The sequence below is a fragment of the Alteromonas sp. AWJ4_199 genome (genome assembly GCF_056159165.1).
Map to the genome: position 1 here is coordinate 224,211 of NZ_JBSWUR010000001.1, position 20,943 is coordinate 245,153.

Genomic DNA, 20,943 nt, shown 5'->3' on the forward strand with positions numbered 1-20,943 from the left:
AACTATGTACTATTTCACTTAGTGACTAAGTGGGCTTCTTAGCTTAATGCAGCAATCGCAGACTCGTAATTTGGTTCTTCAGTAGTTTCTGCTACTTGCTCTGTATAAACCACTTTACCTTCAGTATCGATAACAACAACCGAGCGCGATAACAAACCCGTCAGCGGTGCTGATTCGAAGGTTACACCGTAATCATCGCCGAAGCTTGAACGGAAGGTAGAACCTGTAAGCACATTTTCGATGCCTTCTGCGCCACAGAAACGGCCCGCAGCAAACGGCAGGTCGGCTGACACACAAATAACCGTTGTATTATCTAATTTTGCAGCTTCTTCGTTAAATTTACGCACTGACATTGCGCAAGTTCCTGTGTCGATTGAAGGAAAGATATTCAATACAATGTTTTTACCTGCAAGTTCTGACAGCGTTACTTCGCCCAAATCCGCCTTTACTAAGGTAAAGTCTGGTGCCGCTGTACCTACTTCTGGTAACTGGCCCTTAGTTGTAACTGTGTTGCCTTGAAAAGTAACTGATGCCATTCGCTTTCTCCGTTTTTCATTAATATAAAATAGTGGATGTAAAACAATACTTTCGCAAATAAAAGTGACACTTTTTAGATGTTATCTTTAACCTGCGACTCTGCAAACGCGAGCTTATGCTGTAAATGGGGCTTACCTTTTAAGTATTCCCGCCTAAACACGCTAAAATAGTGCGCTAACGTTTGTGCCCCTTGCTGCTGCTCAGCTAGTGCCAAAACGCTAATACCTACTTCTGCGGTGCAATGTTGGAAATCATGGGTAGACTCTCTTAGCAGATAGTCTGAAGCCACTTCCATGCTAACGCCCAGCACAGGGAAATTATGCAAATAAGGACTTTTTACAAACATCTTCTTTGCTTCACGCCAGGTTCCATCCAAGAAAATAAATAGTAACGTTTTACCAGTATTCAATGGTGGTGCGTCAATACAGCGTTCAGCTGCAGCATATTCGTGTGGAAATACCACAATGGGAAAGTATTTGTCGTCGCTTAGAAGTTTCAGTAACGCTTCATCAGGTTCCGTTCGTTTCCATAAAAACGCGTGGTTGTCTTTAACCACATCCGCTATCAAACGGCCTGTATTGGTAGGTTTATAGTATTCGCCTTTGTACATTAAGAACAAAACCGCCACGTCTGTGCCAGCTTCAGGCTTAAATTCACAAATACAGTTTTGCGTTGGAAGCAAACACGCATCACAGCGAATCACCTTGCTACCACGTGCGTGAAATGGACGCTCAGCACGAGATAGCTCGTCTAAACGAAGTGACATAACAGAATTCAAGATAGTACGTCTTTGCCAAAGATTTTTACGGATTTTACCATAGTAAAACGCAGTAAAAGAGCGAGATTAATAAATACCATTTTTAGATTAGCTAGTTTATGCCTTTACGCGGCTATCATTTATATTGTTACTTAGTTCAGAGTAATAATATCCATACGCACACAAAGTTATAGTTACATATGAATGTAACGTCATAGGTTTAAAAATGAAGAAGATAACCGTTAAAGACGCATTTTTGCACGCCAATATCAAGACGCTTTTTCTAGGTAAGCGTAATAAATTATATAAACTTTAAAAAGTTATTAACTACATGACCTTAAATTATAATGGAGGCGACTCTAGGTTTTGCTGTGACGCCAATGGCCCGCCTAGATATAATTTCGAGCGTTTCCTCTTCGCTAGAATCTCAGTACGTAGACTTAAAGATTCTGTTCAAATTGTCACTTTCAAGCCCCCTTCTAAGGCGTATTTAGAAAAACATGGGAACCTCAAAACTGTCGTGGCGAAGAGGCAAAAAATGTGGATATTGGAGATTCGGGATGAAACAGACTTTGATAAATTAAACGATTTGCTCTCGACAAAGCAATACGCTTATTTTTGTGGAAGTGGACAGTAGCTAACATACCTCACTGCATCAAGATAACGCGAAATCTTAAACTTACCGTTCTTTAGAACGTGTGTGTAACTAACCAAGTTATCAGTAAGTCTCGAACATTTCGGGATCACTGATAGTCGCATTAATGTTGTCTATCAGTTCTTGGTTAATGCTTTTCTTAAACTGCGCAGGCAAAGCAGATTTGATTTCATCTACTGTTAGTTGAGTCATGGTGGGATAAGTTGTAAGAAAGGAATTGTGGAAGGAAATTGAAGGTATTACGAAGGCTTATTAAAGCCAAGCATTGCGCTTGGCTATGGGTATTACTTTAGCACAAGGTATCCAGTTATTTGAATACTAGAGGTATGATGTGATTCATTTCAATGATGCTCACGTGGGCCTTACCAAAAACAACGTTCAACTTAGATTTTAACCGGTAGTAATCTTCTTCATTAACTGTTTGCGAGTGTGCAGCTTCAAAGAGAACAGGTGCTAATTCTTTTTCATAATCTATGACAGGTTCTTTAAAGAACCTTTTCCAATGAGGTAAAAGGTATTCAGGCAAGAGTGCTTCGATTTTTTTAGAAACGAAAGTGACTTTTTTCTCAAATTTAAAAAATTCATCAAAGTCTGAATTTTGTCCGTAGTAACAATTCCTGAAAGATTCAATAGCGTACTCTTCATATTCAATAAGCAAGTCGTTAAATGAATCTAGAGCGCTATTTACCATATTGTAGTTGTACTGTCTCTGCCACCTTTTATAAACCATGAACGCTATGTATGCGGTAACTAATGCCCCTAACCCTGCTAATACAGAGCCCATACCAGACATGAATTGGGATAAGTCTTTATCCACTAAATCAGCAATACCCAACCCAAAGGTTAAGCCTGTAAGTGACCCCATAACAAAGGTCTTAATATCGAAATTCATCATCTATCCTTGTAAAACATCAACTATCCGTCACATATCATAGTTATCTCTCAACTCCTACGGGCGTATGGCTTACCTGAACTAAAATTGCTTACGTAAATAAAACTCTATGCCGTCTACTGAAATAAGGAGTTGTGCAAAATCTCCCTCAACAATTTTGTCAGAAATATCAGGTAGTGTCCCTAGGTTGCCTTCCGAGACTTCTCTAAATAGTTTATAAACATGTTCGATGACTTTAACTATTTCAGTGTCCGTTCCACGATGTATTTCTAGCACTTTTTTGATTGATTTAAGCTTATCTAGAAATCTTATTTTTTCTGTGATGAACTCATTATAAATCTCATTAGGATTATCGGTTCTTCTAAGTATACGAAATTGATAAAGTATTTTAGCTAACTCCCTAGCATGCATTTTTGCTTCTAAGTGAAGTTCTAACGCCTTTTCAAAGTTGTCTTTAACTTTCCAACTTTTTAATGCTTTAGCTGCAATGAACATCGTTCCCACAGCACCAACACCGGCTAAGAATGTACCAGTAGTATCGATAGCTGAAGAGAAATCCAGGTTAAAGATATTGGCAAAACCTAACCCTGACAAAATACCTAACAACAACGCTATGATGAACCCCTTTATATCGAAATCCATTTCATTCCCCTCATAGTGAATTTCCTGATCAAATAATATACCGCAACTTTTTGAAAATTTTCATAATTTAGTATGAGTGTATTACTACCGTATTTTCGTTAGAAACGAAACCTACCCCCCCTATCTTCTGACACAAAGCCTAATTGGCTTTTAGTGGCAATTGTGCCTCAATCATCGGGAGATTTATCATGGTTAAAGTAATCGCTAAAATGCTTAACGTTCTATCAAAGTTCCTAGACTCAGCTGAAGACGTAGCTGAATCTGTAAACGGAGCAACAAAGGTTATGCGAGCTAATGCAGAGAACTTGTAGAAGTTAGAGGTAATCAAACTCCTGACAAAATACGTGCGCAACATGAATCTACTAAAGCAAGCAAGGATGCAAGCGACAAGGATGTTGATGGTAAGGAAAGCTAAGAAGAATTTGTTTCCTATCTTTTATATTTACACTCACTGAAGTATCAAGGCACTGTTAAAACCAGCAACCATTACTGCCGTTATTTATCTTGTTGACCTGTTGAAACAAATAAACGACACTAAATTTACGCAAACTCGATGCTCCAATTTGACAAAATTGTTGAGGCATATTTAGGAAGGCTACTGCTTATTCACTAGGTTTTTAGTCACTCCGTTGGAAACTCAAATGGATCTTGTCAATGTCGTTTATTCACAATTCGCTTTCTAACAAAGAAAAAGTCCAGCACCTTTTCAGTTTTCATTGGCTCATATGGCTCAGACCTTTCCTGTTTGGCCTGTTCTCGATATTAACGCTTATTTTTGGCTCTTTAGTCGACACTACTGTTTATCAATTAGGTATCAGCTTAACTCTTGGCTGTGTGATTTACGTTATATACCTTTTCTTTGATATCAAAAATTCAGAAAGAGGAATCACTGAAAGAAGAGTTATTGCAAAAGAAGGTATATTTACCACTACGAGTAATGAACTGCGTTTGGATGAAGTGGAGTCAATAAATCTTCATCAAGATATTGCAGAGAAAATAGTGGGATCAGGTAAGCTCGTACTTTCAGGCACTGGAAACAAACGTTTAGTTATGACTTTTCTAGAAAACCCTTTTTTAGCTAAGCGCCAAATAGAAGAACTAGTGGAGAACTCTAGAGTTTAGGTCAATTTATAATAACAAGGATGTTTATGATTTCAGAACATGACTATTTAGCAAGAGCAGCACAAGCAAAACATGAAGCCAAAGCCGCAGTAAAAAATAAAAATTTTGATCTAGCTTGGCGCAACTTCCACATTCAAAAAGACAACTACTTAAAGCATGCCACCAAATGTAATTTTACGCTGAGACAAACTTTAGCCCTAGATGCATGTGTTCACGAAGAAATGGCAAATGTGTTAAGAATGGAAGGTCGTCACTTTCAAGCGTTTACTGACATTCTTTATTGGGTCATCGCGCAATCAGAAAGAACTAAAAAACGCCATCACACCAAACTGAAAGCATACTTCAATCGTTGCAAATTCAAGAAGATTGAATTTGAGGATGTTGAAAAATTCACTCAGCTTTATCATGGGTCTCCAGACTTCTTTACAGCCAGTAACATGGTACAAGAATGGATGGCACTAGAGGACTAAGCCAACTTAGACCGTTACTCGGCGAAACTACCCCGCCCTACGTGCATTGTATATAACGAAACAAAAGCTTACCCGTTTCGTGCTGATGAAAACAATGAACCAAAATCGGATGGCGAAAAAATTACCTCAATTTTTAGAGCTTCTTGCGCAGCTGCATCAAAGCCCCTCAAACTCTTAGCGAAGACCTTGATGTCCTGGGTACAACCGATAGTGGCAATATGGCGCTTTACACGAAACAACGGGATCACTGAAGGCTTCCACAACAAAATGGAAATGATATCGAGAAGAGCGTATGGTTTTAGAAACTTTGAAAATTATCGAATAAGAGTGATGACCCATTGCGGATGGGATGGTGGGCTCTTCATCATTAACGGGGGACATCCGCATTCATTAAACTGATTTTGCGAAGAATCATTTAATGGAGAGTACAGATGTCCCACGCAGGTACTATTTTAGGCATAAGTGAGTTAGAAATAGAACGTGTTCATCGACATGATTTTATTGAAGTGTGGGCAAAGCCCACTAAAAAGCCGCTATGCAAACATTGTGAGAGTCGACATTTACGCATAAAAGCCACACATAAGCGTACTGTGAAGCACACGCGCCAAGGTAATCAGGTGCTAACACTACATTTAAAGGTACCTAAGTATCACTGTCGATGCTGTGGTCGTTATTTCAGGCACCCTTTTGTTGGGATCCGGCCACGCTATCGGGCGTCGGAGTGCTTTCGCTTAGAAGTCTTTGAAGCGCACCACGGTGGTGTTACGCAGCGTGGTATCTCACGCACACATCGCATTAGTCCCACTACGGTAGAGCGTTGGTACCAATCACACATCAGCCAAAAATATAAAGAGATTATCAGTCGCCCCTGCCCAGAGATGCTGGGGATAGATGAACACTTTTTTACCCGTAAGAAGGGTTATGCGACGACGTTTGTAGATTTACGACATCGTAGTGTGTTTGATGTAAAACTGGGACGTTCTGAATTAAGTTTACGCTCGTACTTACGCCACCTTCCCAATAAAGAGAACGTTAAGCTCATCGCGATGGACTTATCGGAAACCTATCGTGGTATTGCCAAACGCTATTTCCCTAATGCTACGATAGTCGCTGACCGTTTTCATGTGGTGCGCTTGATAAACCATCACTTCTTAAAAGCGTGGCAGCAACACCACCCTGAAGGACGTAAGAATCGGGGTTTACTTAGTTTGATGCGACGGCATCAATGGCATTTAAGCGAGGAGAATAACAACAACCTACAACGCTACTTAGCTGACTATCCGGTGTTAAAAACACTGTATGAGGTCAAACAGAAGCTCATCAGGTATATGCTGTTAAAGACTATGAATGAAAAACGAATGGAGCAGACATTACCGAGGTTCTTAGACTTGCTTGAACAGTTACATCACAGTCCACTTCGTACACTGGCCAAAACCTTAACTTCGTGGTTGCAACCTATCATCGCCATGTGGCGCTTTACACGAAACAACGGGATCACTGAAGGCTTCCACAACAAAATGGAAATGATATCGAGAAGAGCGTATGGTTTTAGAAACTTTGAAAATTATCGAATAAGAGTGATGACCCATTGCGGATGGGATGGTGTTATCAATCGTGTAAGGTGAATGCTGATCCCCCGTTTATGGGGTAGAGCCGGATGGTGTTATCAATCGTGTAAGGTGAATGCTGATCCCCCGTTTATGGGGTAGAGCCGTTATCAATCGTGTAAGGTGAATGCTGATCCCCCGTTTATGGGGTAGAGCCTAGAGCCTTATGGGGTAGAGCCAGCCGTAAATGGTGCCCGGGGCCGGACTTGAACCGGCACGCTGTTACCAGCGAGGGATTTTAAATCCCTTGTGTCTACCAATTTCACCACCCGGGCATCGGGTTGCTTTTCAGCAAAGGTGTCAGGCGTAGAACCTGATGCTGCGTTGCAGCGTTTGGAGGCGGAACCCGGAGTCGAACCGAGATAGACGGATTTGCAATCCGCTGCATAGCCATTCTGCCATTCCGCCAGATGCGTCTGGCGCGTGATTAAAACTTATCTCAAAGAGATTGGAGCGGGAAACGAGATTCGAACTCGCGACCCCGACCTTGGCAAGGTCGTGCTCTACCAACTGAGCTATTCCCGCACGTCTTAATCGAGCATTTCGTTTGGTTGATGTCCTCTCGAAATGTGGGGTGCATTCTACCTACCCATTCAAAACTGTCAACACAAAAAAGCGTTTAAATTGAGATAAATGCGGTTTTTTATGATCGTTTGCTATTTTTTTATTCACTTTGATTAAACCGCGATCAATTCTACTTTGCCGCGCCACTTCGAAGGTGTGGCCACGCCGCTTTTGTATATACAAACATTGACCAAATAGACAGCACCGCTGAGAAATATAAAAGAATATACCCCAAAGAAACCCAATAAATAGTTATACCCATAAAGGTCTCTAACCCTGACAATAGCCCAATTAAGGCTAACATTTGTGCAGTTGTTTTTGCTTTGCCTATAAATGATACTTTAACAGCGTCCCTCACCCCGTTCGATCCCATCCATTCACGAAGCGCTGATACATAAATTTCGCGAACCAAAAGAGCTATAGATGGCAAAGTGATCCAAAGACTCGCATAGCTATGAGTAATCATAAGAAGAGCAGCACCTACAATAAGTTTATCTGCTACAGGATCTAAGAACGCACCGAAAGGGGTAGATTGCTGTAGTTTCCTTGCTAAATAACCATCGAACCAATCGGTAATAGCCGCTAGCCAAAAAATAAATGCGCCGGCTTCATGTGCCCAACGCCAATCAAGAAAATAAACAACTACGAATACAGGAATAAGGATTACTCGGAACAAAGTAATACAGTTTGGAATAGTCCACATAAAAAGTACGTCTCGGTGTTATGCCTCTATGGGCGTTTTAGCGCGCAGCTTGCAAGCTCTGCTTCTTTCATTTCCACAACACATTACCTTAATTTGCAATGCATTGCTTGTTACTCAGTCATTTATTGATGAAGGTGATCGTAAATAGTATCCGCCAGTTCTGGGCTAATGCCTGGTACACTTGCTATTTCATCTTTACTGGCCTTTTTAAGACCTTGTAAGCCGCCCATAAACTTTAACAACGTCTGTCTACGCTTAGCGCCAATACCAGGAATACTTTCAAGACTCGATGTCGTTTTCACTTTCTGACGACGATTGCGGTGCCCAGTTATAGCAAATCGGTGAGATTCATCGCGAATATGCTGAATAAGATGAAGTCCAGGCGAATGGCTATCCATAGGAAGCACCTGATGACTGCCCGCAAGGATTAGTGTTTCTAAGCCTGGCTTACGGGTAGTGCCCTTTGCTACACCTAAAAGCATGGGCTTTTTGTCATGAGGCCAGTCTTCAAAAAATGCTTCAGCCTGAGCAAGTTGACCTTTACCACCATCAATTAATAGTAGATCTGGAATTTTTTGCACTTCTTTCACTGACTTGTAGCGACGTTTTAACGCCTGTGCCATGGCCGCGTAGTCATCACCTGGGGTGATGCCTTCTATATTATATCGGCGGTAGTCACTTTTATGTGGCCCTTCTCGATTAAATACCACGCAGGACGCCACTGTTTGTTGACCAGAGGTGTGAGAAATATCAAAGCATTCCATGCGCTGAATAGGCGTATCAACTTCCAGTGCCGCTTCTAGGTCTAGATAGCGTGCAAACACAGACTTTTGTTGGCTATATTGAGCATCTAACGCAGTTTGTGCATTTGATTGGGCCAGCTGTAGATACTTGCGCTTCTCTTCCCTCGCCCCTTTGAAGAAATGCACCTTGTGCCCTGCTTCACTGGCAAGTACATCTGCAATAGCATCTTCGTCACTGAGTGTATTACTTAACACAATTTGTTTAGGAATGACTTTGTTGCCCGCTAAATAAAATTGCAGAAAGAAGGATTCGAAAACTTCTTGTTCATCGGCAGTGTTGGGGACTTTGGGAAAATAGGCCTTGCTGCCTAACAACTGCCCTTCGCGAATAAACATTACCTGGATACAGGCCATGTTGCCTTTGAACGCGAACCCAAACACATCCATTTCGTCTTGGGTACCGGCAACCCATTGTCGCTCTTGTACTTTCCTCAAGGCGTTTATCTGATCGCGATAGCGCGCGGCGGCCTCAAAGTTTAATGCTTCGCTGGCTTTTTCCATTTTGTCCACCAGCCCGCCAATGACTTGCTGGTTTTTACCTTTTAAAAATAAGCGAGCAAAATTGACCTGCTCTTTATATTCTTCATCGCTCACATAGCCTTCAACGCAAGGCGCGCTGCACCGCTGCATCTGATACTGAAGGCAAGGTCTGCTGCGCGCACGGTAATAGCTGTCTTCGCATTGACGTACAGGAAAAATACGCTGCATAGAGCGTAAGCTTTCTCGAACCGACCATGCACTAGGGTATGGCCCGAAATATTCGCCCTTTTTCTTTTGAGGGCCGCGATGGAAAGAAAGCCGAGGATGCTCGTGATCTGATAAAAAGATAAAAGGGTAAGATTTGTCGTCACGCATTACTACGTTGTAACGCGGTTTGTATTTCTTGATGAAGTTGTTCTCAAGCAAGAACGCTTCGGTTTCGCTGTTTACAACCGTGACATCCATATTCGCAATCTGGCTGACTAACGAACGGGTTTTGGCATTATCAAGGTTACTACGAAAGTAGCTTGATACACGCTTTTTGAGGTTTTTGGCTTTTCCTACGTAAATAACCTCTTCCTGATTATTGTACATGCGGTACACACCAGGTTGAGAGGTTAGATTCTTAAGAAATGCTGCTGAATCAAATGCAGACATAATCACTTTGACGTTGCGCGTCTAGTGACGCTTAAAAGGTGTTAGGATTAATAAGCTTATGACGATAGGCCAAGTGCGTTAGCTCTACATCAGAATTTACACCTAACTTTTGAAACATTCTGTAACGGTAAGTATTAACCGTTTTTGAGTTAATACTGAGTTCTCGGGCTATATCCGGCACTTTGTGACCTTCGGTTAATCGCATTGCTATTGTAAGTTCTCTACTCGATAGCTCGTCAAACGGATTATCCGAACTAGGCAATAACTTACCGATGGCTATGCTATTGGCCACTTCTTGATCAACATACTTTTGTCCTGCCGCAACTTTATGGATAGCGCGTATTACTTCGTCTGGCTCAGCATCTTTTGACAGAAAACCGTATGCGCCTGCGTCCATAACTTGCATTGGAATAGGACTTTCCTTGTGCATTGAAACACAAATAACACGCGTATTTTCAGACATACGAACAATTTTTTTTGTCGCTTCCAGTCCACCAATACCGGGCATATTCACGTCCATGAGTACCACATCTGGCGCGTTTTTTCGGCACAATAGTACCGCGTCTTCACCGTTCTTCGCTTCTGCGAGGATAGTAAAATCGTCTACGTCTTCCAGAATCCGGCGTATCCCTGTTCTGACCAAATCATGGTCATCTGCTAGGATTATTTTTATCACTCTAGTATCTCACTGACTTCGGTTTTACATACAACTGGAATAAAGACTGGTAATGCTCATTAATGAGAAGTATTACCAGCCTTTAACCTTATCCGAGTCATCATACCACGAGATAAGAATTCGTGAAGTAGAGATACACAAATTGAAACTAAATTATTGATCTAGATTACTTTTAGGCAGCTATTTAGGTAATTCAAACCACAAGGCCACACTTTCCTCTGAGGCTTTCAGACGAATGATGTCTTGTTCGTAAATACCCAAAGCATCGCCTGCCCCTATTTCAACTGCATTCGTTTCACTGTCTACCACAGCCTGTACATTACCGCTAATCATATGAAGGTAACCCTTTTGGTCTTCAGTGCCATGCTCCCATGTTTCGCCAGCTTTCAAAGTTAAACGGCTGATTGCCGCATTTTGCTTAATGCGTAATGACCCTTCCCTTCCGTTATCACTTACTAATAATTCAAGCTTTGAATCATGGTTACTTCCACCCGCCTGTGTGCCAAAGGTTTTTTGCGCATAGCTGGGCGTACCGCCTTTTTCATTGGGCATAATCCAAATTTGCAGAAAGTTAACAGGCTCTTCAGTAGAAGGGTTAAACTCCGAATGCATGATACCCTTACCTGCACTCATTACTTGCACGTCACCCGCAGGCACTACGTACTCATTACCGGTATTGTCTTTGTGCTTTAAAGCACCGCTCACAACATATGAAATTATCTCCATATCTCTGTGACCATGGGTTTCAAAACCTCTACCGGCCTGAACAACATCGTCATTGATAACCCTTAGCGCTGAAAACCCCATATGTTTTGCGTCATAATAGTGTCCAAACGAAAAGCTATGTTGGCTTTTTAGCCAGCCAAAGTTCACTTTTCCTCTTTCATTCGCTTTTCTCAAATACATCATCTTGCATTCCTTATAACCGTAAGCCGCCACTGACTCTTCTACCCAACAGGAGTAACGCTGGGCGATAGAACATGTGTTAAGGGCTAATTATTTAATAAGGTCATTTTAATCCTCTTTAATAGAAATAAAATGTCATATATTTGAGTTTATTATTCTAATATTTAGAATTAAAGTAACTATCGCTCAACCGATGCGGGTTAAGCTAAGAAATAAAGCACAGTCTTTGCAGCGCGGTTTCTACAACCGCAGGGTGACAGGCTAAATTTAGCCTAATATGGTGTGGAGAACCAAAGGTCGCGCCGTCGTTACCTATCACGCCGCGCTCAATACATCCTTCCACAGTGGTCACGGGTGAATATTTGAGAGGTTGACGAGAAGCGTCACCTAAAGGAGCTTCATCCACAGAAGGGATACTGTTCGGCTGTGTAAAATGCGACGGGAATGTTGAAAGGTCTAGCCACAAGAAATAACCAGCGCCGCCCATTGTATAATTAACAGATAAACCATAGTGCTCAAAGAAGCGCACAACAAGCTTTCGATTGAAGCTCAACGCACTTTTTACGCTGTCTAACCAAGTACTTCCCTTCTCATAGGCGGCAATCAACGCAACTTTTCCTAAGTTACTTGCGTTAAGGTGCCTGCTATTAATAGCTTGGGCAAACGTCTCTCTGATCGTTTTATCCTTAATGACCGCATACGATGCACCTGGAATACTCGCTAGGTTAAACGCCTTAGATACGCTATTGATGTGGATAATGCGTGGCAGTTGATGAGTATGGATGTTACCACCGTTTTGACTTTCTTGGCGCCTCTCGCTCTTATTGCTTATCTCTGCACCAAACATGGGGATTAGCGTTGGTTCATTTGACGAGTTAAATGCAAACTCGCTGTGTACCTCATCAGTGATCATTAAAATATCGTTCTTGGCGCAGAAGCTCATAATAACACGCTGCTCTTCTGCACTTAACACTGTACCTGTAGGGTTATTAGGATGGCAAATCACGAATGCAGCCGCAGCACTATCGAAGGCTGAAGTATCTATAGTTGCGTTAGAACCTTCGACGTATTCCTGACGACTCTTGTCGCTATCCTTTGTCGCGGCAACTTCAGAAAGCTTAGTCTGAATTTGACGCGCGTTTTGAATGACTGGAATGGATACTGGCGTTAAGCCGTTATTATTAATAGCCTCTGTTAAAGGGAAATAGGTTGGTGTTAAAACCATGACTTTTTGACCAGGTTGGCAAAAAGTGTGAAGCGCAACGTCTATTGCTCCTATTACGCTCGCAACATCCACAACATCGCCACTTTCTACGTTAAAGCGACTACTTTTTTGCGTGGTACGCTCAAAACGTTTTGCTACCGCGTCACCGATATCAAGGGACTGATATCCATAAGTAGAGCGAAGGTTCTGTGTAATCGCGCTGAGAATTTCATCACAAGGCGGGATGTCCATATCCGCTATCCACATTGGAATAGGGTCTTGCTGAGACGCGACAACGTTCGCTTGAGATGAAGACGCGCCCTGAAAGCGGCGAAATATCGCTGAATATTTAAGACGAGTTTGATCGAGTTTCAGGTGAGAAGGTGCCTGCCATACATCCTTGTAAGGCATAAACTCGCTTTGCATAGCGTTGAACACGGGGAGATGGCTTAGCGCGTTGCTCACCTTCACATTATCCTATTTTTATAGCCTTGCGCATTTACTATTGGCTAAAGGCCTTCTGAAATCTATTATAATTATAAACACGTTACACGCGTACCGCGCTCACTTTATACTGCACACACGCTTTAAAAGACACAGCGCTTCAACAGACACCGCATTATTCTATCTTTTCAAACACGTTAAATTCAGAAAGCGTATGTTGGTATTTCCGCTTTGTTTCTCGGATGACAAATGGAATGTCTTTAGGTTCAGCAATTCGTTTAAAGCTATGACCTAATGCATCTTCAAGCGCCTGAGTAGAGCTAAGCGTTTCACCATTTTCATCTTTGTAGCCGCCCAACCATTCACTTCTTTCGGTATACTCTTCCAACCATGTAAAGGGGCTGGCGACAACGAGCAATCCACCTTTATTTAGCCGCGTAGCCATGTCCGTTAATACCTTTCTTGGACTATACACTCTATCAATAAGGTTGCCTAAGAAGATCAAGTCGTAGCCTGTGAATTGCGGCTTCAAATTACACGCATCACCTTGTGCGAAAGCAACGTTGTCTACACTGTCATCTAAACCGAGCGCAGAAAGCTTGCGCGCCTTAAACGACGTAAGTTCACCTTCTTCTATAAGGTTATAGCGTATTTCACCACGTTCTTGCATCTCAAACGCTGTTTTTATAAAGCGTGCAGAAAAATCGATGCCATCGACATGATCGAAGTATTTTGCAAGTTCAAAGGTAGACCGACCAACAGCACACCCCAAGTCTAACGCTTTAGCGTGTTGACGCCCTTGCATAGCGTCAATACAAAACTGCGCACTGGCTTTAGCAAAATTAGGAACGCCGTAATACTCGTCGCCGTAATGGAATTCACTGTATTGCGAAACCTGTGTATCACTTTCATAATCAAAATCGTTCACTGCTATAACTCGCTTTCCTTGAACATACCGAAACCCCGCGTGCTGAAAGAAGTGGCGCCTAAAAGCGTAACGACTATCTTTCATTGCTTCGTTACCTGTAGATACCCAACTACCGCCTTTAATGAGGTTATGCTTATTGTCGAATGTTGGTGTTGTAAAGTCGTCATATAAAGGGTGAACGTTGAAGCCCTCAAACGGATAGATGGGTGTTTCTGTCCATTGCCATACGTTGCCAACAACATCATAAAATTCGCCGGACTTATTAACATTAACAGGTTCACTCGACGCATACTTTTGCAGCGCTATGTTGAATCCTTCGCTGTATACGGTTTGTGTTACACCAGCCTGCTGACGTAACGCTTGCCATTCATTCTCAGTCGGCAGACGGATAAGCTCACCGCTTTTTTCACTCAAGTAGTTACAAAACGCTTTCGCTTCATGATAATTCACATCCACAGGCCAATCTAAAGGAAGTGGATGCTCTTCAAGCATGCTGCGATATAAATAATCATCACCCTTTTTAATCCAAAATACAGGATACTGAGCCTTCGTATATTCACGCCACTTATTGCCTTCAGCCTCCCAGTATTTTGCGTTGTTATAGCCGCCGTCTTGCACAAACGATAAATACTCACCATTACTTACAAGAAATTTAGACGCACTAAACTCGCTAACGGATTCTTGCTGAGAACCATATTCATTGTCCCAGCCGTAATAAGCACTGTTCCACGCTTTGTCATTTATAACTTTCTGTGCCGGAACGGTGATTAAAACATTAGCCTCTAACGCTTCAGCATTAGTTTGCATAGTGCTACATGCAGGCCATTCTGGGCTGGGGCGTACCGATGCAATGGGTAGCTGTCTGATTAGAACAGATGAGGTTTCTAAATGAATGCGTTCGTGTTCTATTCCCATCACTACAGGCCACATTGGGCTGTCCCAGTCGATAGGCATGGTGAAAGTCATGGTATCTATAAGGTCACATACCAAGGTGCGCACTTGATTGCGATATTGACGCACCTCTTCCACCTTCGGCCAATCGTAATTTTCATCGTTAAGATCATCCCAACTCATTTCATCGACACCAATAGCAAAAAGCGATTCAAATTTAGGGTTAATTCGCTCGTTAATAGCCTTTGAGAGCACGAGCTTATTGATAAAAAACGTGGCGGTATGGCCGAAATAAAAAATTAACGGATGACGCAGTTTTTCAGGTCGTTCGTAAAAGACCTCGTCATTCGCTAGGCAAGAGAAAAGTGATTCATATGTGTTGAATGAGTCGAGGAAATACGCCTTTATTTCCCGTCTTTTTTGTTCAACCGTGCCTTCCCGAAGATTAAGTGTGGGCATTGCCTGCATAATGTCCTCTTGAATTCTTGTTATTACTATCAACTGCGTAGGACCAGCGATATACGTACACGTACACCGCTTTTATATGCCGTAAAGATTTCAGTTGATTGTAAACCTTTTTATATATATCAAGCTTTTGTGAATAAAGCGCGACATAACTTGGTTTTTATGAAATGTTTTGTAATTACAAGATACAGACAGGATGAGATCAGAAAATATTTCACCCATAAAAAAACCCGCAACAATGTGCGGGTTTCTTGTATATGGCGGAGAGTGAGGGATTCGAACCCCCGGTGGGTTTGACCCCACGTCTGATTTCAAGTCAGGTGCATTAAACCAGGCTCTGCCAACTCTCCTGAAGTGACGCTCATCTTAATGATTTACGGCACGCTGTAAAGCACTAATTTCAATTAAATCAATCAACTGGTGAAATATTCATCTTTTTGCAAGAATAATAACCATCTTTGTATAGAATGCTCTTGTTCTCATTATTTTAAAACGCTTCCAGCGTTAACCTAATATAAATGAGCGTAGAAAATGCAACACAGTTTTTTAAAGCCATTGATGTTCTTGCTTAAGAATTCGCACTAGGTCTCGATTCACATCGACAGATGATGATGCCAAAAATGACTATGCACGTTTGAATTTGATCGATGTGATTATGTGCAGATTAAATACTTGGCTATAGCCGTATATTAAAGAGAGTAAATTTATCCCATAAAAAAACCCGCAACAATGTGCGGGTTTTTCGTATTTGGCGGAGAGTGAGGGATTCGAACCCCCGGTGGGTTTGACCCCACGTCTGATTTCAAGTCAGGTGCATTAAACCGGGCTCTGCCAACTCTCCTGAAGTGCTGCGTATCTTAATGATTTATGTGGGACTGTAAAGCACTAATTTTAACATTTTTACTCAAACGACCAATTGATAATCAAACTGTTCAAAATTTAATTGCTCTCGTTTAACGCAACCGTTATCCAATCAGGTGTTGCACTGACGCGGCAATGTTAAGCACTGGTCAATCACTCCACACAAACATGCTTGCAGGTTTAGTTAATAGCGTTAAAGACATCGCTTTATCAGCTGCTCTGTTATTAACGCCATAACAAACATGGAGTGGAAGAAGGTGCTCTTCTCTAGGATGGGCGTATCGAGCATCCGGCGCGCTGTACCAATCAACAAGACGAGCTTTGCGTTCATTCTCGCTGTAGCCACTGGTCTGCATAGTTGTCTGAAGCCAGTTATTAAAGCGCGTTGCTTTTCGTATTGCCTCATCGGAGCTATCAAAAAAGCCCTGCATATTGTGAAAAGAAGAACCCGAGCCCAAAACTAAAATATTCACTTCGTTCTTTGCTTCACTATTTACAGGCTCTACCCCGAGTTCAACAGCTTTCCTAATTGCTTCCCCCAATAGCACATGCTTTTTTGAATCCAAATCAGACGTAATGGATAGTTGAATACAGGGTACATCAGCACTGGGATACATAATACTTAGGGGAATGAACATTCCATGATCGAAACCACGTGCCCTATCCTCCCGCACAGCGATGCCTTGTCCTGCTAAACGCTTTAGTAATAAAGTTGCAAGTGCTGCTTCCCCTTTTGCCGGATATTCAAGGTAATACGCCTCTTTAGGGAAGCCATAATAGTCATAAATCAAGGAAGGTTCTGGGTGAGTAGTTATACAGACTTCAGTGTCTTCCCAATGGGCACTAATCACTATGACTGCATCAGGTTTGGGTAAATCTGTTGATAATGCTTTGAGCGCTTCAATCATTTCAATGTGATAGGCAGGCGTTCTCGCCTCTCCTACTGACTGCATTTCAAGAAGTGGAAGCGGCCCTCCACCATGAGAGATATAAGCGGTGTTAATTCGCACAGACGGGCGAGTTTGCGTTCGCTGTTGCATAAAACCATACCTTGTTAGATGTAGAGAATACCATTCCTGCATTCCCACGCTTCGTTAGGAAACTTGCCAGCGTCTTCTGAGTGGGCAATTATCTATGCGGATTGATATAAGGGCTTTATAGCCATTGAAACCGGCGCATTTGGGCCGGTTTCGTTAGTCGTAGAAATCTCACAACCGCTATTTATCAAGCTTGTGACTAATAAGAGAGTCGATTGAAAATTTACCGCCGCCTTGAATAGCTAGGGCACCTGTTGCAGCAAGTAGCGTTAGTGCAAACTCGTAACCGTTGTTAGTCATAAATAAACCGTTTGCTGCATGTACACTAAAAATCGCAATCACCATTGTGAATGCACTTACTAAAGCGGCTGGGCGTGTTAGAAAACCTATAATAAGCGCTAGCCCGCCAAAAAACTCAGCGCTGCCGGCCAGCAATGCCATTAAAAAGCCTGGCGCTAAACCAATGCTTTCCATCCACTGGCCTGTGCCTTCTAATCCATAACCACCAAACCACGCAAAAAGCTTTTGTGCGCCGTGTGCGGTAAGAATAATGCCCACAGGCACACGTAAAACCAAACTAGAAATACTGTTGTTAGAAGTAAAAATGTTTTTCAGAAATTGCTTGTTCATTGTTGAATCCTCAAAGTCTCTCGTAATTGAAAGTGTCATATTTAAAAAGTGTTGAACGCTCCGCCGGACTTCATTGAGTTGGCACAGCGCTAACCTGATGCATATAGAATAGTTACCAACACCTATTGAATAAAGCGGTTAAATATTGAATGATTACCAACAATTTGTTGTTTATTGAGACGAATGGCTGAACGATGGATAAACTATCGCTACTGAAAACCTTCTGCGTTGTTGCGAATGAAGGCAGTTTTACAAAAGCTGCAGAAAAGCTAGACACTTCAAATCAACTCGTAAGCAAGTATGTTGCCGAATTAGAGAAGCAACTTGATACGCGTTTATTCAATCGCACTACAAGAAAAATTCACCTAACCGAGGCTGGTCAGCAGTGTTTGCAACATGCAAATCATATTCTTGAAAGCGTAACCGATATGGAAAGTCAGCTTGGGTTGCTCAATACAGAAGCAAAGGGAGTTCTGCACGTAAGTGCCCCTGTCTCTTTCTCAACATTACATTTAGCGAGTGCACTCAGTGCGTTTCAACAAGCACACCCTCACGTATCGATAAACTTGCAGCTAAACGATAGAAAGATTGATGTGATAGACGAAGGGTTTGATGTAGCAATTCGTGCAGGCCACCTAGCAAACTCGTCGCTGGTGGCCAAGAAAATCACAACGATAAAGCTGGCCCTGTGCGCTTCACCAGCCTACCTGGAAAAATATGGCACACCGCAACATCCAGCTGAATTAAAACCTGAACACTATCTTGAGTACTCCTACGTCAACTACGATAACGATAAATCAGCGCTTATTGCGGCGCTCAAAGCAAATGCCCAGACTGTGACGCCTAAGCTAACCGCCAATAATGGAGAAGTCCTAACCAATGTAGCAAAGCAGGGTGAAGGTTATGTACTTCAACCTACCTTCATTGCCGGTGAAGCGCTCAGAAACGGGGAACTCGTGTCCATACTGGACGATTTCGTACCGCAAGCCATCTCTTTGTATGCGGTCTATCCTCATCGTAAGCTCATTTCTAATAAGCTAAGAGTTTTCATTGACTTTTTATCAAGCTATTTTGAAAGTACGCCCTACTGGGACGAGTAAATCGCGGTACGCGTAACGCTTAATTTATATAGTAGAAACATAACTTCAGTGGATGAGAGATATCAGCTTAATAAATTAAATAAAAACGGCGTGGAGAAACACCTCCGACGCCGTTCGCGTAATAACATATCTGGTTTCAGTAACGTAAACTTTAAAAGAGTAAACTTACCCTAAAGCCCTCATCACATTCTGAAGGTTTCCATAATCGCGGGCACACCCGGGAACATACCAATTAGTGCCATAACGGTACATAGCACCAAAAACGTAATTCCTGGAATTAGCCAACGCCCTGCTTTGCCGAGCTCTCCAGCTCTATCTTTGCACCCAACGAGCCCCAAATTATCCAAAAGCATGGTAAAAGACCATCCGAATACCGGATTAACTAATACAGATGAGATCACAACCAATGCGGCAGACTGGGTCGTTTTACCTTCACGCGTCATCTGCATACCGGCTTCCATTAACGGCAGAAAGACCCCAACAATAAGCGCTACGCAAAGCACTGGCGGCCAAATTGCTAAATCCATGGGGTAACCCCAAAGTGCCGCTACAACGCATAAAAAGCCCGTTACCAAAGCACCACCGGGTATGGGTCTGCGCGCGATTGAAGCCGGAATAATGTAGGTCCCCCACGAAGATGAGATATTCCCCCCTCCCAGGAGGCTTCCAACTGCCTGACGGCTAGATGCAGCAATCATGGTGTCATCTATATTCATGTGCGCTCGTTCACTATTCTTCGGGTAGCTAAGCTTTTGGAAGACTTGATGGCCTAAGAAATCCGGCGACCACATAGACACAGCCAGCACAGCAAAAGGCAGCACTGCAATAAAATGCGACCAGTCTGGCAGGCCTAGTTTCCAGCCTGTATCTTCGCCCCACCAATACGCAGGATTGAGATTAGGCATGCCAGGCGATGTAGTGAACTCAAACGGCGCACCAAAAGCAAAAGCTATTGCTGCTGCCATTACCGCACCAAGCGGAATGGCTAACCAGCGCTTTTGAATATGCTCTAGCCATGCATACATTAAAATAGTGGCAATGATCACCACGAAGGCTAAGTAAGCCATATCGAAGCTTTCTGCCCACGCAAAGAGTTTCTTTACCTGGCCTGTAATGCCAATAAACCCTAAGTACAACAGCAATCCACCGCATACACCGTTACTGGTTAGCCTAGCAAGCACACTGCCGCCCTTCGTTATTCCTAAAATAAAACCAAAGAGTCCAATGAGCAGACCGAGCGCCATGGGGTGGCCACCAGATGCAACAATAAGGGGTACCAAGGGCAGTAAGGGGCCGTGTGTACCTGCTAAATTAGCTGACGGGTTCAGAAAACCGGAAATCAGTACAACGAACAAGACTGCTGCAATGAGTAATTCAAAGCGCACGTTTTCAATAACAAACTCCGGAGATAGCCCTAACGGTGCTGCGAAAGCACCTACTACGGCGGCAACCATAACTATTTTACCTATAGTTGCAGCCATCCCGGGTACAAAGTCTTCCCATTCAACGCGGTAGTCTTTACCGGGCAGGTTTAACCGCCAGCGTTTAGGAGAAAGTATTTGTAATTCGTGATTTAAATAGTCGTCTCGTGATTCAAAGCTACTACTTGGTTTGTGAAGATTTTGATAAGAAGAACTTTCTTGTGACACATAACACCTTTAGATTGCGCGAAGAAAACGCAAGCCTAAACATGTGAATGGAATGTAACAATGCGACTGTGGTCTTATACGAAAGTTTAACGTAGTAAACAGGCATAAAAAAACCCGCAACAATGTGCGGGTTTTCCTAATATGGCGGAGAGTGAGGGATTCGAACCCCCGGTGGGTTTGACCCCACGTCTGATTTCAAGTCAGGTGCATTAAACCGGGCTCTGCCAACTCTCCTGAAGTGCTGCGTATCTTAATGATATTTT

The 20,943-nt window shown here is 42.6% G+C and carries 20 protein-coding genes and 6 tRNA genes; 6 read left to right on the top strand and 20 right to left on the bottom strand.

Annotation, left to right across the window (positions count from 1 at the left end):
* Positions 1-38: 38 nt before the first annotated feature.
* The 5 genes from tpx to ACXAER_RS00975 all read right to left on the bottom strand — a co-directional run bounded on the left by tpx (position 39) and on the right by ACXAER_RS00975 (position 3,483).
* Positions 39-536: a thiol peroxidase gene (gene tpx, locus ACXAER_RS00955; RefSeq protein WP_474825738.1), complete on the bottom strand. Its 498-nt coding sequence runs from the start codon at positions 534-536 to the stop codon at positions 39-41.
* 74 nt (positions 537-610) lie between these two features.
* The gene (locus ACXAER_RS00960; RefSeq protein WP_474809255.1) at positions 611-1,303 is read right to left on the bottom strand and encodes a tRNA-uridine aminocarboxypropyltransferase; all 693 of its coding nucleotides are present in this window, start codon (positions 1,301-1,303) and stop codon (positions 611-613) included.
* Positions 1,304-2,012: 709 nt separating this feature from the next.
* The gene (locus ACXAER_RS00965; RefSeq protein ID WP_474825741.1) at positions 2,013-2,141 is read right to left on the bottom strand and encodes a hypothetical protein; all 129 of its coding nucleotides are present in this window, start codon (positions 2,139-2,141) and stop codon (positions 2,013-2,015) included.
* 115 nt (positions 2,142-2,256) lie between these two features.
* A complete protein-coding gene (locus ACXAER_RS00970) occupies positions 2,257-2,841 on the bottom strand; it encodes a hypothetical protein (RefSeq protein ID WP_474825743.1) in 585 nt (194 codons plus the stop codon).
* 81 nt (positions 2,842-2,922) lie between these two features.
* Positions 2,923-3,483 (bottom strand): hypothetical protein, encoded by a 561-nt coding sequence (locus ACXAER_RS00975; RefSeq protein WP_474825745.1) that lies wholly within the window; start codon positions 3,481-3,483, stop codon positions 2,923-2,925.
* A gap of 188 nt (positions 3,484-3,671) precedes the next feature.
* On the opposite strand from ACXAER_RS00975, the gene ACXAER_RS00980 reads away from it, so the two are divergent.
* From ACXAER_RS00980 to ACXAER_RS01000, 5 genes are all read left to right on the top strand, one after another.
* A complete protein-coding gene (locus tag ACXAER_RS00980) occupies positions 3,672-3,794 on the top strand; it encodes a hypothetical protein (protein WP_474825747.1) in 123 nt (40 codons plus the stop codon).
* Between the two features lie 343 nt (positions 3,795-4,137).
* Complete coding sequence (locus ACXAER_RS00985) at positions 4,138-4,605, top strand: PH domain-containing protein (protein WP_474825749.1); 468 nt, start codon at positions 4,138-4,140, stop codon at positions 4,603-4,605.
* A 26-nt stretch (positions 4,606-4,631) separates the two neighbouring features.
* Entirely contained in the window at positions 4,632-5,075 is a 444-nt protein-coding gene (locus ACXAER_RS00990; RefSeq protein ID WP_474825751.1) for a hypothetical protein, read from the top strand.
* A gap of 129 nt (positions 5,076-5,204) precedes the next feature.
* A complete protein-coding gene (locus ACXAER_RS00995) occupies positions 5,205-5,474 on the top strand; it encodes a transposase (protein ID WP_474830479.1) in 270 nt (89 codons plus the stop codon).
* 32 nt (positions 5,475-5,506) lie between these two features.
* Positions 5,507-6,700 carry an ISL3 family transposase gene (locus tag ACXAER_RS01000; protein WP_474825753.1) on the top strand — a complete coding sequence of 398 codons (1,194 nt, stop codon included), beginning with the start codon at positions 5,507-5,509 and terminating at the stop codon, positions 6,698-6,700.
* A gap of 170 nt (positions 6,701-6,870) precedes the next feature.
* Here the strand turns inward: ACXAER_RS01000 and ACXAER_RS01005 are convergent.
* The 13 genes from ACXAER_RS01005 to ACXAER_RS01065 form a co-directional block, all read right to left on the bottom strand.
* Positions 6,871-6,957: transfer RNA gene (locus ACXAER_RS01005), tRNA-Leu, on the bottom strand.
* 59 nt (positions 6,958-7,016) lie between these two features.
* A tRNA-Cys gene (locus ACXAER_RS01010) sits at positions 7,017-7,090 on the bottom strand.
* Between the two features lie 41 nt (positions 7,091-7,131).
* Positions 7,132-7,207, bottom strand: a tRNA-Gly gene (locus ACXAER_RS01015).
* Positions 7,208-7,376: 169 nt separating this feature from the next.
* Positions 7,377-7,949: a CDP-diacylglycerol--glycerol-3-phosphate 3-phosphatidyltransferase gene (gene pgsA, locus ACXAER_RS01020; protein WP_474825755.1), complete on the bottom strand. Its 573-nt coding sequence runs from the start codon at positions 7,947-7,949 to the stop codon at positions 7,377-7,379.
* A gap of 122 nt (positions 7,950-8,071) precedes the next feature.
* Positions 8,072-9,889: an excinuclease ABC subunit UvrC gene (uvrC, locus tag ACXAER_RS01025; protein ID WP_474825757.1), complete on the bottom strand. Its 1,818-nt coding sequence runs from the start codon at positions 9,887-9,889 to the stop codon at positions 8,072-8,074.
* A gap of 31 nt (positions 9,890-9,920) precedes the next feature.
* Positions 9,921-10,565 (bottom strand): UvrY/SirA/GacA family response regulator transcription factor, encoded by a 645-nt coding sequence (gene uvrY, locus ACXAER_RS01030; RefSeq protein WP_474825759.1) that lies wholly within the window; start codon positions 10,563-10,565, stop codon positions 9,921-9,923.
* Between the two features lie 180 nt (positions 10,566-10,745).
* Positions 10,746-11,474 carry a pirin family protein gene (locus tag ACXAER_RS01035; protein ID WP_474825761.1) on the bottom strand — a complete coding sequence of 243 codons (729 nt, stop codon included), beginning with the start codon at positions 11,472-11,474 and terminating at the stop codon, positions 10,746-10,748.
* A gap of 202 nt (positions 11,475-11,676) precedes the next feature.
* Positions 11,677-13,140, bottom strand: a complete 1,464-nt coding sequence (locus ACXAER_RS01040) for an aminotransferase class I/II-fold pyridoxal phosphate-dependent enzyme (RefSeq protein WP_474825763.1) — start codon at positions 13,138-13,140, stop codon at positions 11,677-11,679.
* A gap of 154 nt (positions 13,141-13,294) precedes the next feature.
* Positions 13,295-15,406 (bottom strand): 5-histidylcysteine sulfoxide synthase, encoded by a 2,112-nt coding sequence (gene ovoA, locus ACXAER_RS01045; protein ID WP_474825765.1) that lies wholly within the window; start codon positions 15,404-15,406, stop codon positions 13,295-13,297.
* Positions 15,407-15,661: 255 nt separating this feature from the next.
* Positions 15,662-15,753: transfer RNA gene (locus ACXAER_RS01050), tRNA-Ser, on the bottom strand.
* 399 nt (positions 15,754-16,152) lie between these two features.
* Positions 16,153-16,244: transfer RNA gene (locus ACXAER_RS01055), tRNA-Ser, on the bottom strand.
* A 169-nt stretch (positions 16,245-16,413) separates the two neighbouring features.
* Positions 16,414-17,304: a DODA-type extradiol aromatic ring-opening family dioxygenase gene (locus ACXAER_RS01060; RefSeq protein ID WP_474825767.1), complete on the bottom strand. Its 891-nt coding sequence runs from the start codon at positions 17,302-17,304 to the stop codon at positions 16,414-16,416.
* Positions 17,305-17,481: 177 nt separating this feature from the next.
* Positions 17,482-17,931, bottom strand: a complete 450-nt coding sequence (locus tag ACXAER_RS01065; RefSeq protein WP_474825769.1) for a DoxX family protein — start codon at positions 17,929-17,931, stop codon at positions 17,482-17,484.
* Between the two features lie 194 nt (positions 17,932-18,125).
* Between ACXAER_RS01065 and ACXAER_RS01070 the strand changes: the two genes are divergently transcribed.
* Positions 18,126-19,031, top strand: coding sequence for a LysR family transcriptional regulator (locus ACXAER_RS01070; RefSeq protein ID WP_474825772.1), 906 nt, complete (start codon positions 18,126-18,128; stop codon positions 19,029-19,031).
* A gap of 182 nt (positions 19,032-19,213) precedes the next feature.
* Here the strand turns inward: ACXAER_RS01070 and ACXAER_RS01075 are convergent, their stop codons facing one another.
* Both ACXAER_RS01075 and ACXAER_RS01080 read right to left on the bottom strand, forming a co-directional pair.
* Complete coding sequence (locus ACXAER_RS01075) at positions 19,214-20,680, bottom strand: DUF3360 family protein (protein ID WP_474825774.1); 1,467 nt, start codon at positions 20,678-20,680, stop codon at positions 19,214-19,216.
* Between the two features lie 142 nt (positions 20,681-20,822).
* A tRNA-Ser gene (locus ACXAER_RS01080) sits at positions 20,823-20,914 on the bottom strand.
* Positions 20,915-20,943 lie beyond the last annotated feature (29 nt).

Coding starts and splice junctions, on each gene's coding strand:
- ACXAER_RS00975 (WP_474825745.1), bottom strand. CDS start 3,483: ATGGATTTCGATATAAAGGGGTTCATCATAGCGTTGTTGTTAGGTATT.
- ACXAER_RS01065 (WP_474825769.1), bottom strand. CDS start 17,931: ATGAACAAGCAATTTCTGAAAAACATTTTTACTTCTAACAACAGTATT.
- ACXAER_RS00965 (WP_474825741.1), bottom strand. CDS start 2,141: ATGACTCAACTAACAGTAGATGAAATCAAATCTGCTTTGCCTGCGCAG.
- uvrC (WP_474825757.1), bottom strand. CDS start 9,889: ATGTCTGCATTTGATTCAGCAGCATTTCTTAAGAATCTAACCTCTCAA.
- ACXAER_RS00985 (WP_474825749.1), top strand. CDS start 4,138: ATGTCGTTTATTCACAATTCGCTTTCTAACAAAGAAAAAGTCCAGCAC.
- ACXAER_RS00960 (WP_474809255.1), bottom strand. CDS start 1,303: ATGTCACTTCGTTTAGACGAGCTATCTCGTGCTGAGCGTCCATTTCAC.
- ACXAER_RS00980 (WP_474825747.1), top strand. CDS start 3,672: ATGGTTAAAGTAATCGCTAAAATGCTTAACGTTCTATCAAAGTTCCTA.
- ACXAER_RS01035 (WP_474825761.1), bottom strand. CDS start 11,474: ATGATGTATTTGAGAAAAGCGAATGAAAGAGGAAAAGTGAACTTTGGC.
- ovoA (WP_474825765.1), bottom strand. CDS start 15,406: ATGCAGGCAATGCCCACACTTAATCTTCGGGAAGGCACGGTTGAACAA.
- ACXAER_RS00990 (WP_474825751.1), top strand. CDS start 4,632: ATGATTTCAGAACATGACTATTTAGCAAGAGCAGCACAAGCAAAACAT.
- pgsA (WP_474825755.1), bottom strand. CDS start 7,949: ATGTGGACTATTCCAAACTGTATTACTTTGTTCCGAGTAATCCTTATT.
- tpx (WP_474825738.1), bottom strand. CDS start 536: ATGGCATCAGTTACTTTTCAAGGCAACACAGTTACAACTAAGGGCCAG.
- ACXAER_RS01060 (WP_474825767.1), bottom strand. CDS start 17,304: ATGCAACAGCGAACGCAAACTCGCCCGTCTGTGCGAATTAACACCGCT.
- ACXAER_RS01070 (WP_474825772.1), top strand. CDS start 18,126: ATGGATAAACTATCGCTACTGAAAACCTTCTGCGTTGTTGCGAATGAA.
- ACXAER_RS00970 (WP_474825743.1), bottom strand. CDS start 2,841: ATGAATTTCGATATTAAGACCTTTGTTATGGGGTCACTTACAGGCTTA.
- ACXAER_RS01000 (WP_474825753.1), top strand. CDS start 5,507: ATGTCCCACGCAGGTACTATTTTAGGCATAAGTGAGTTAGAAATAGAA.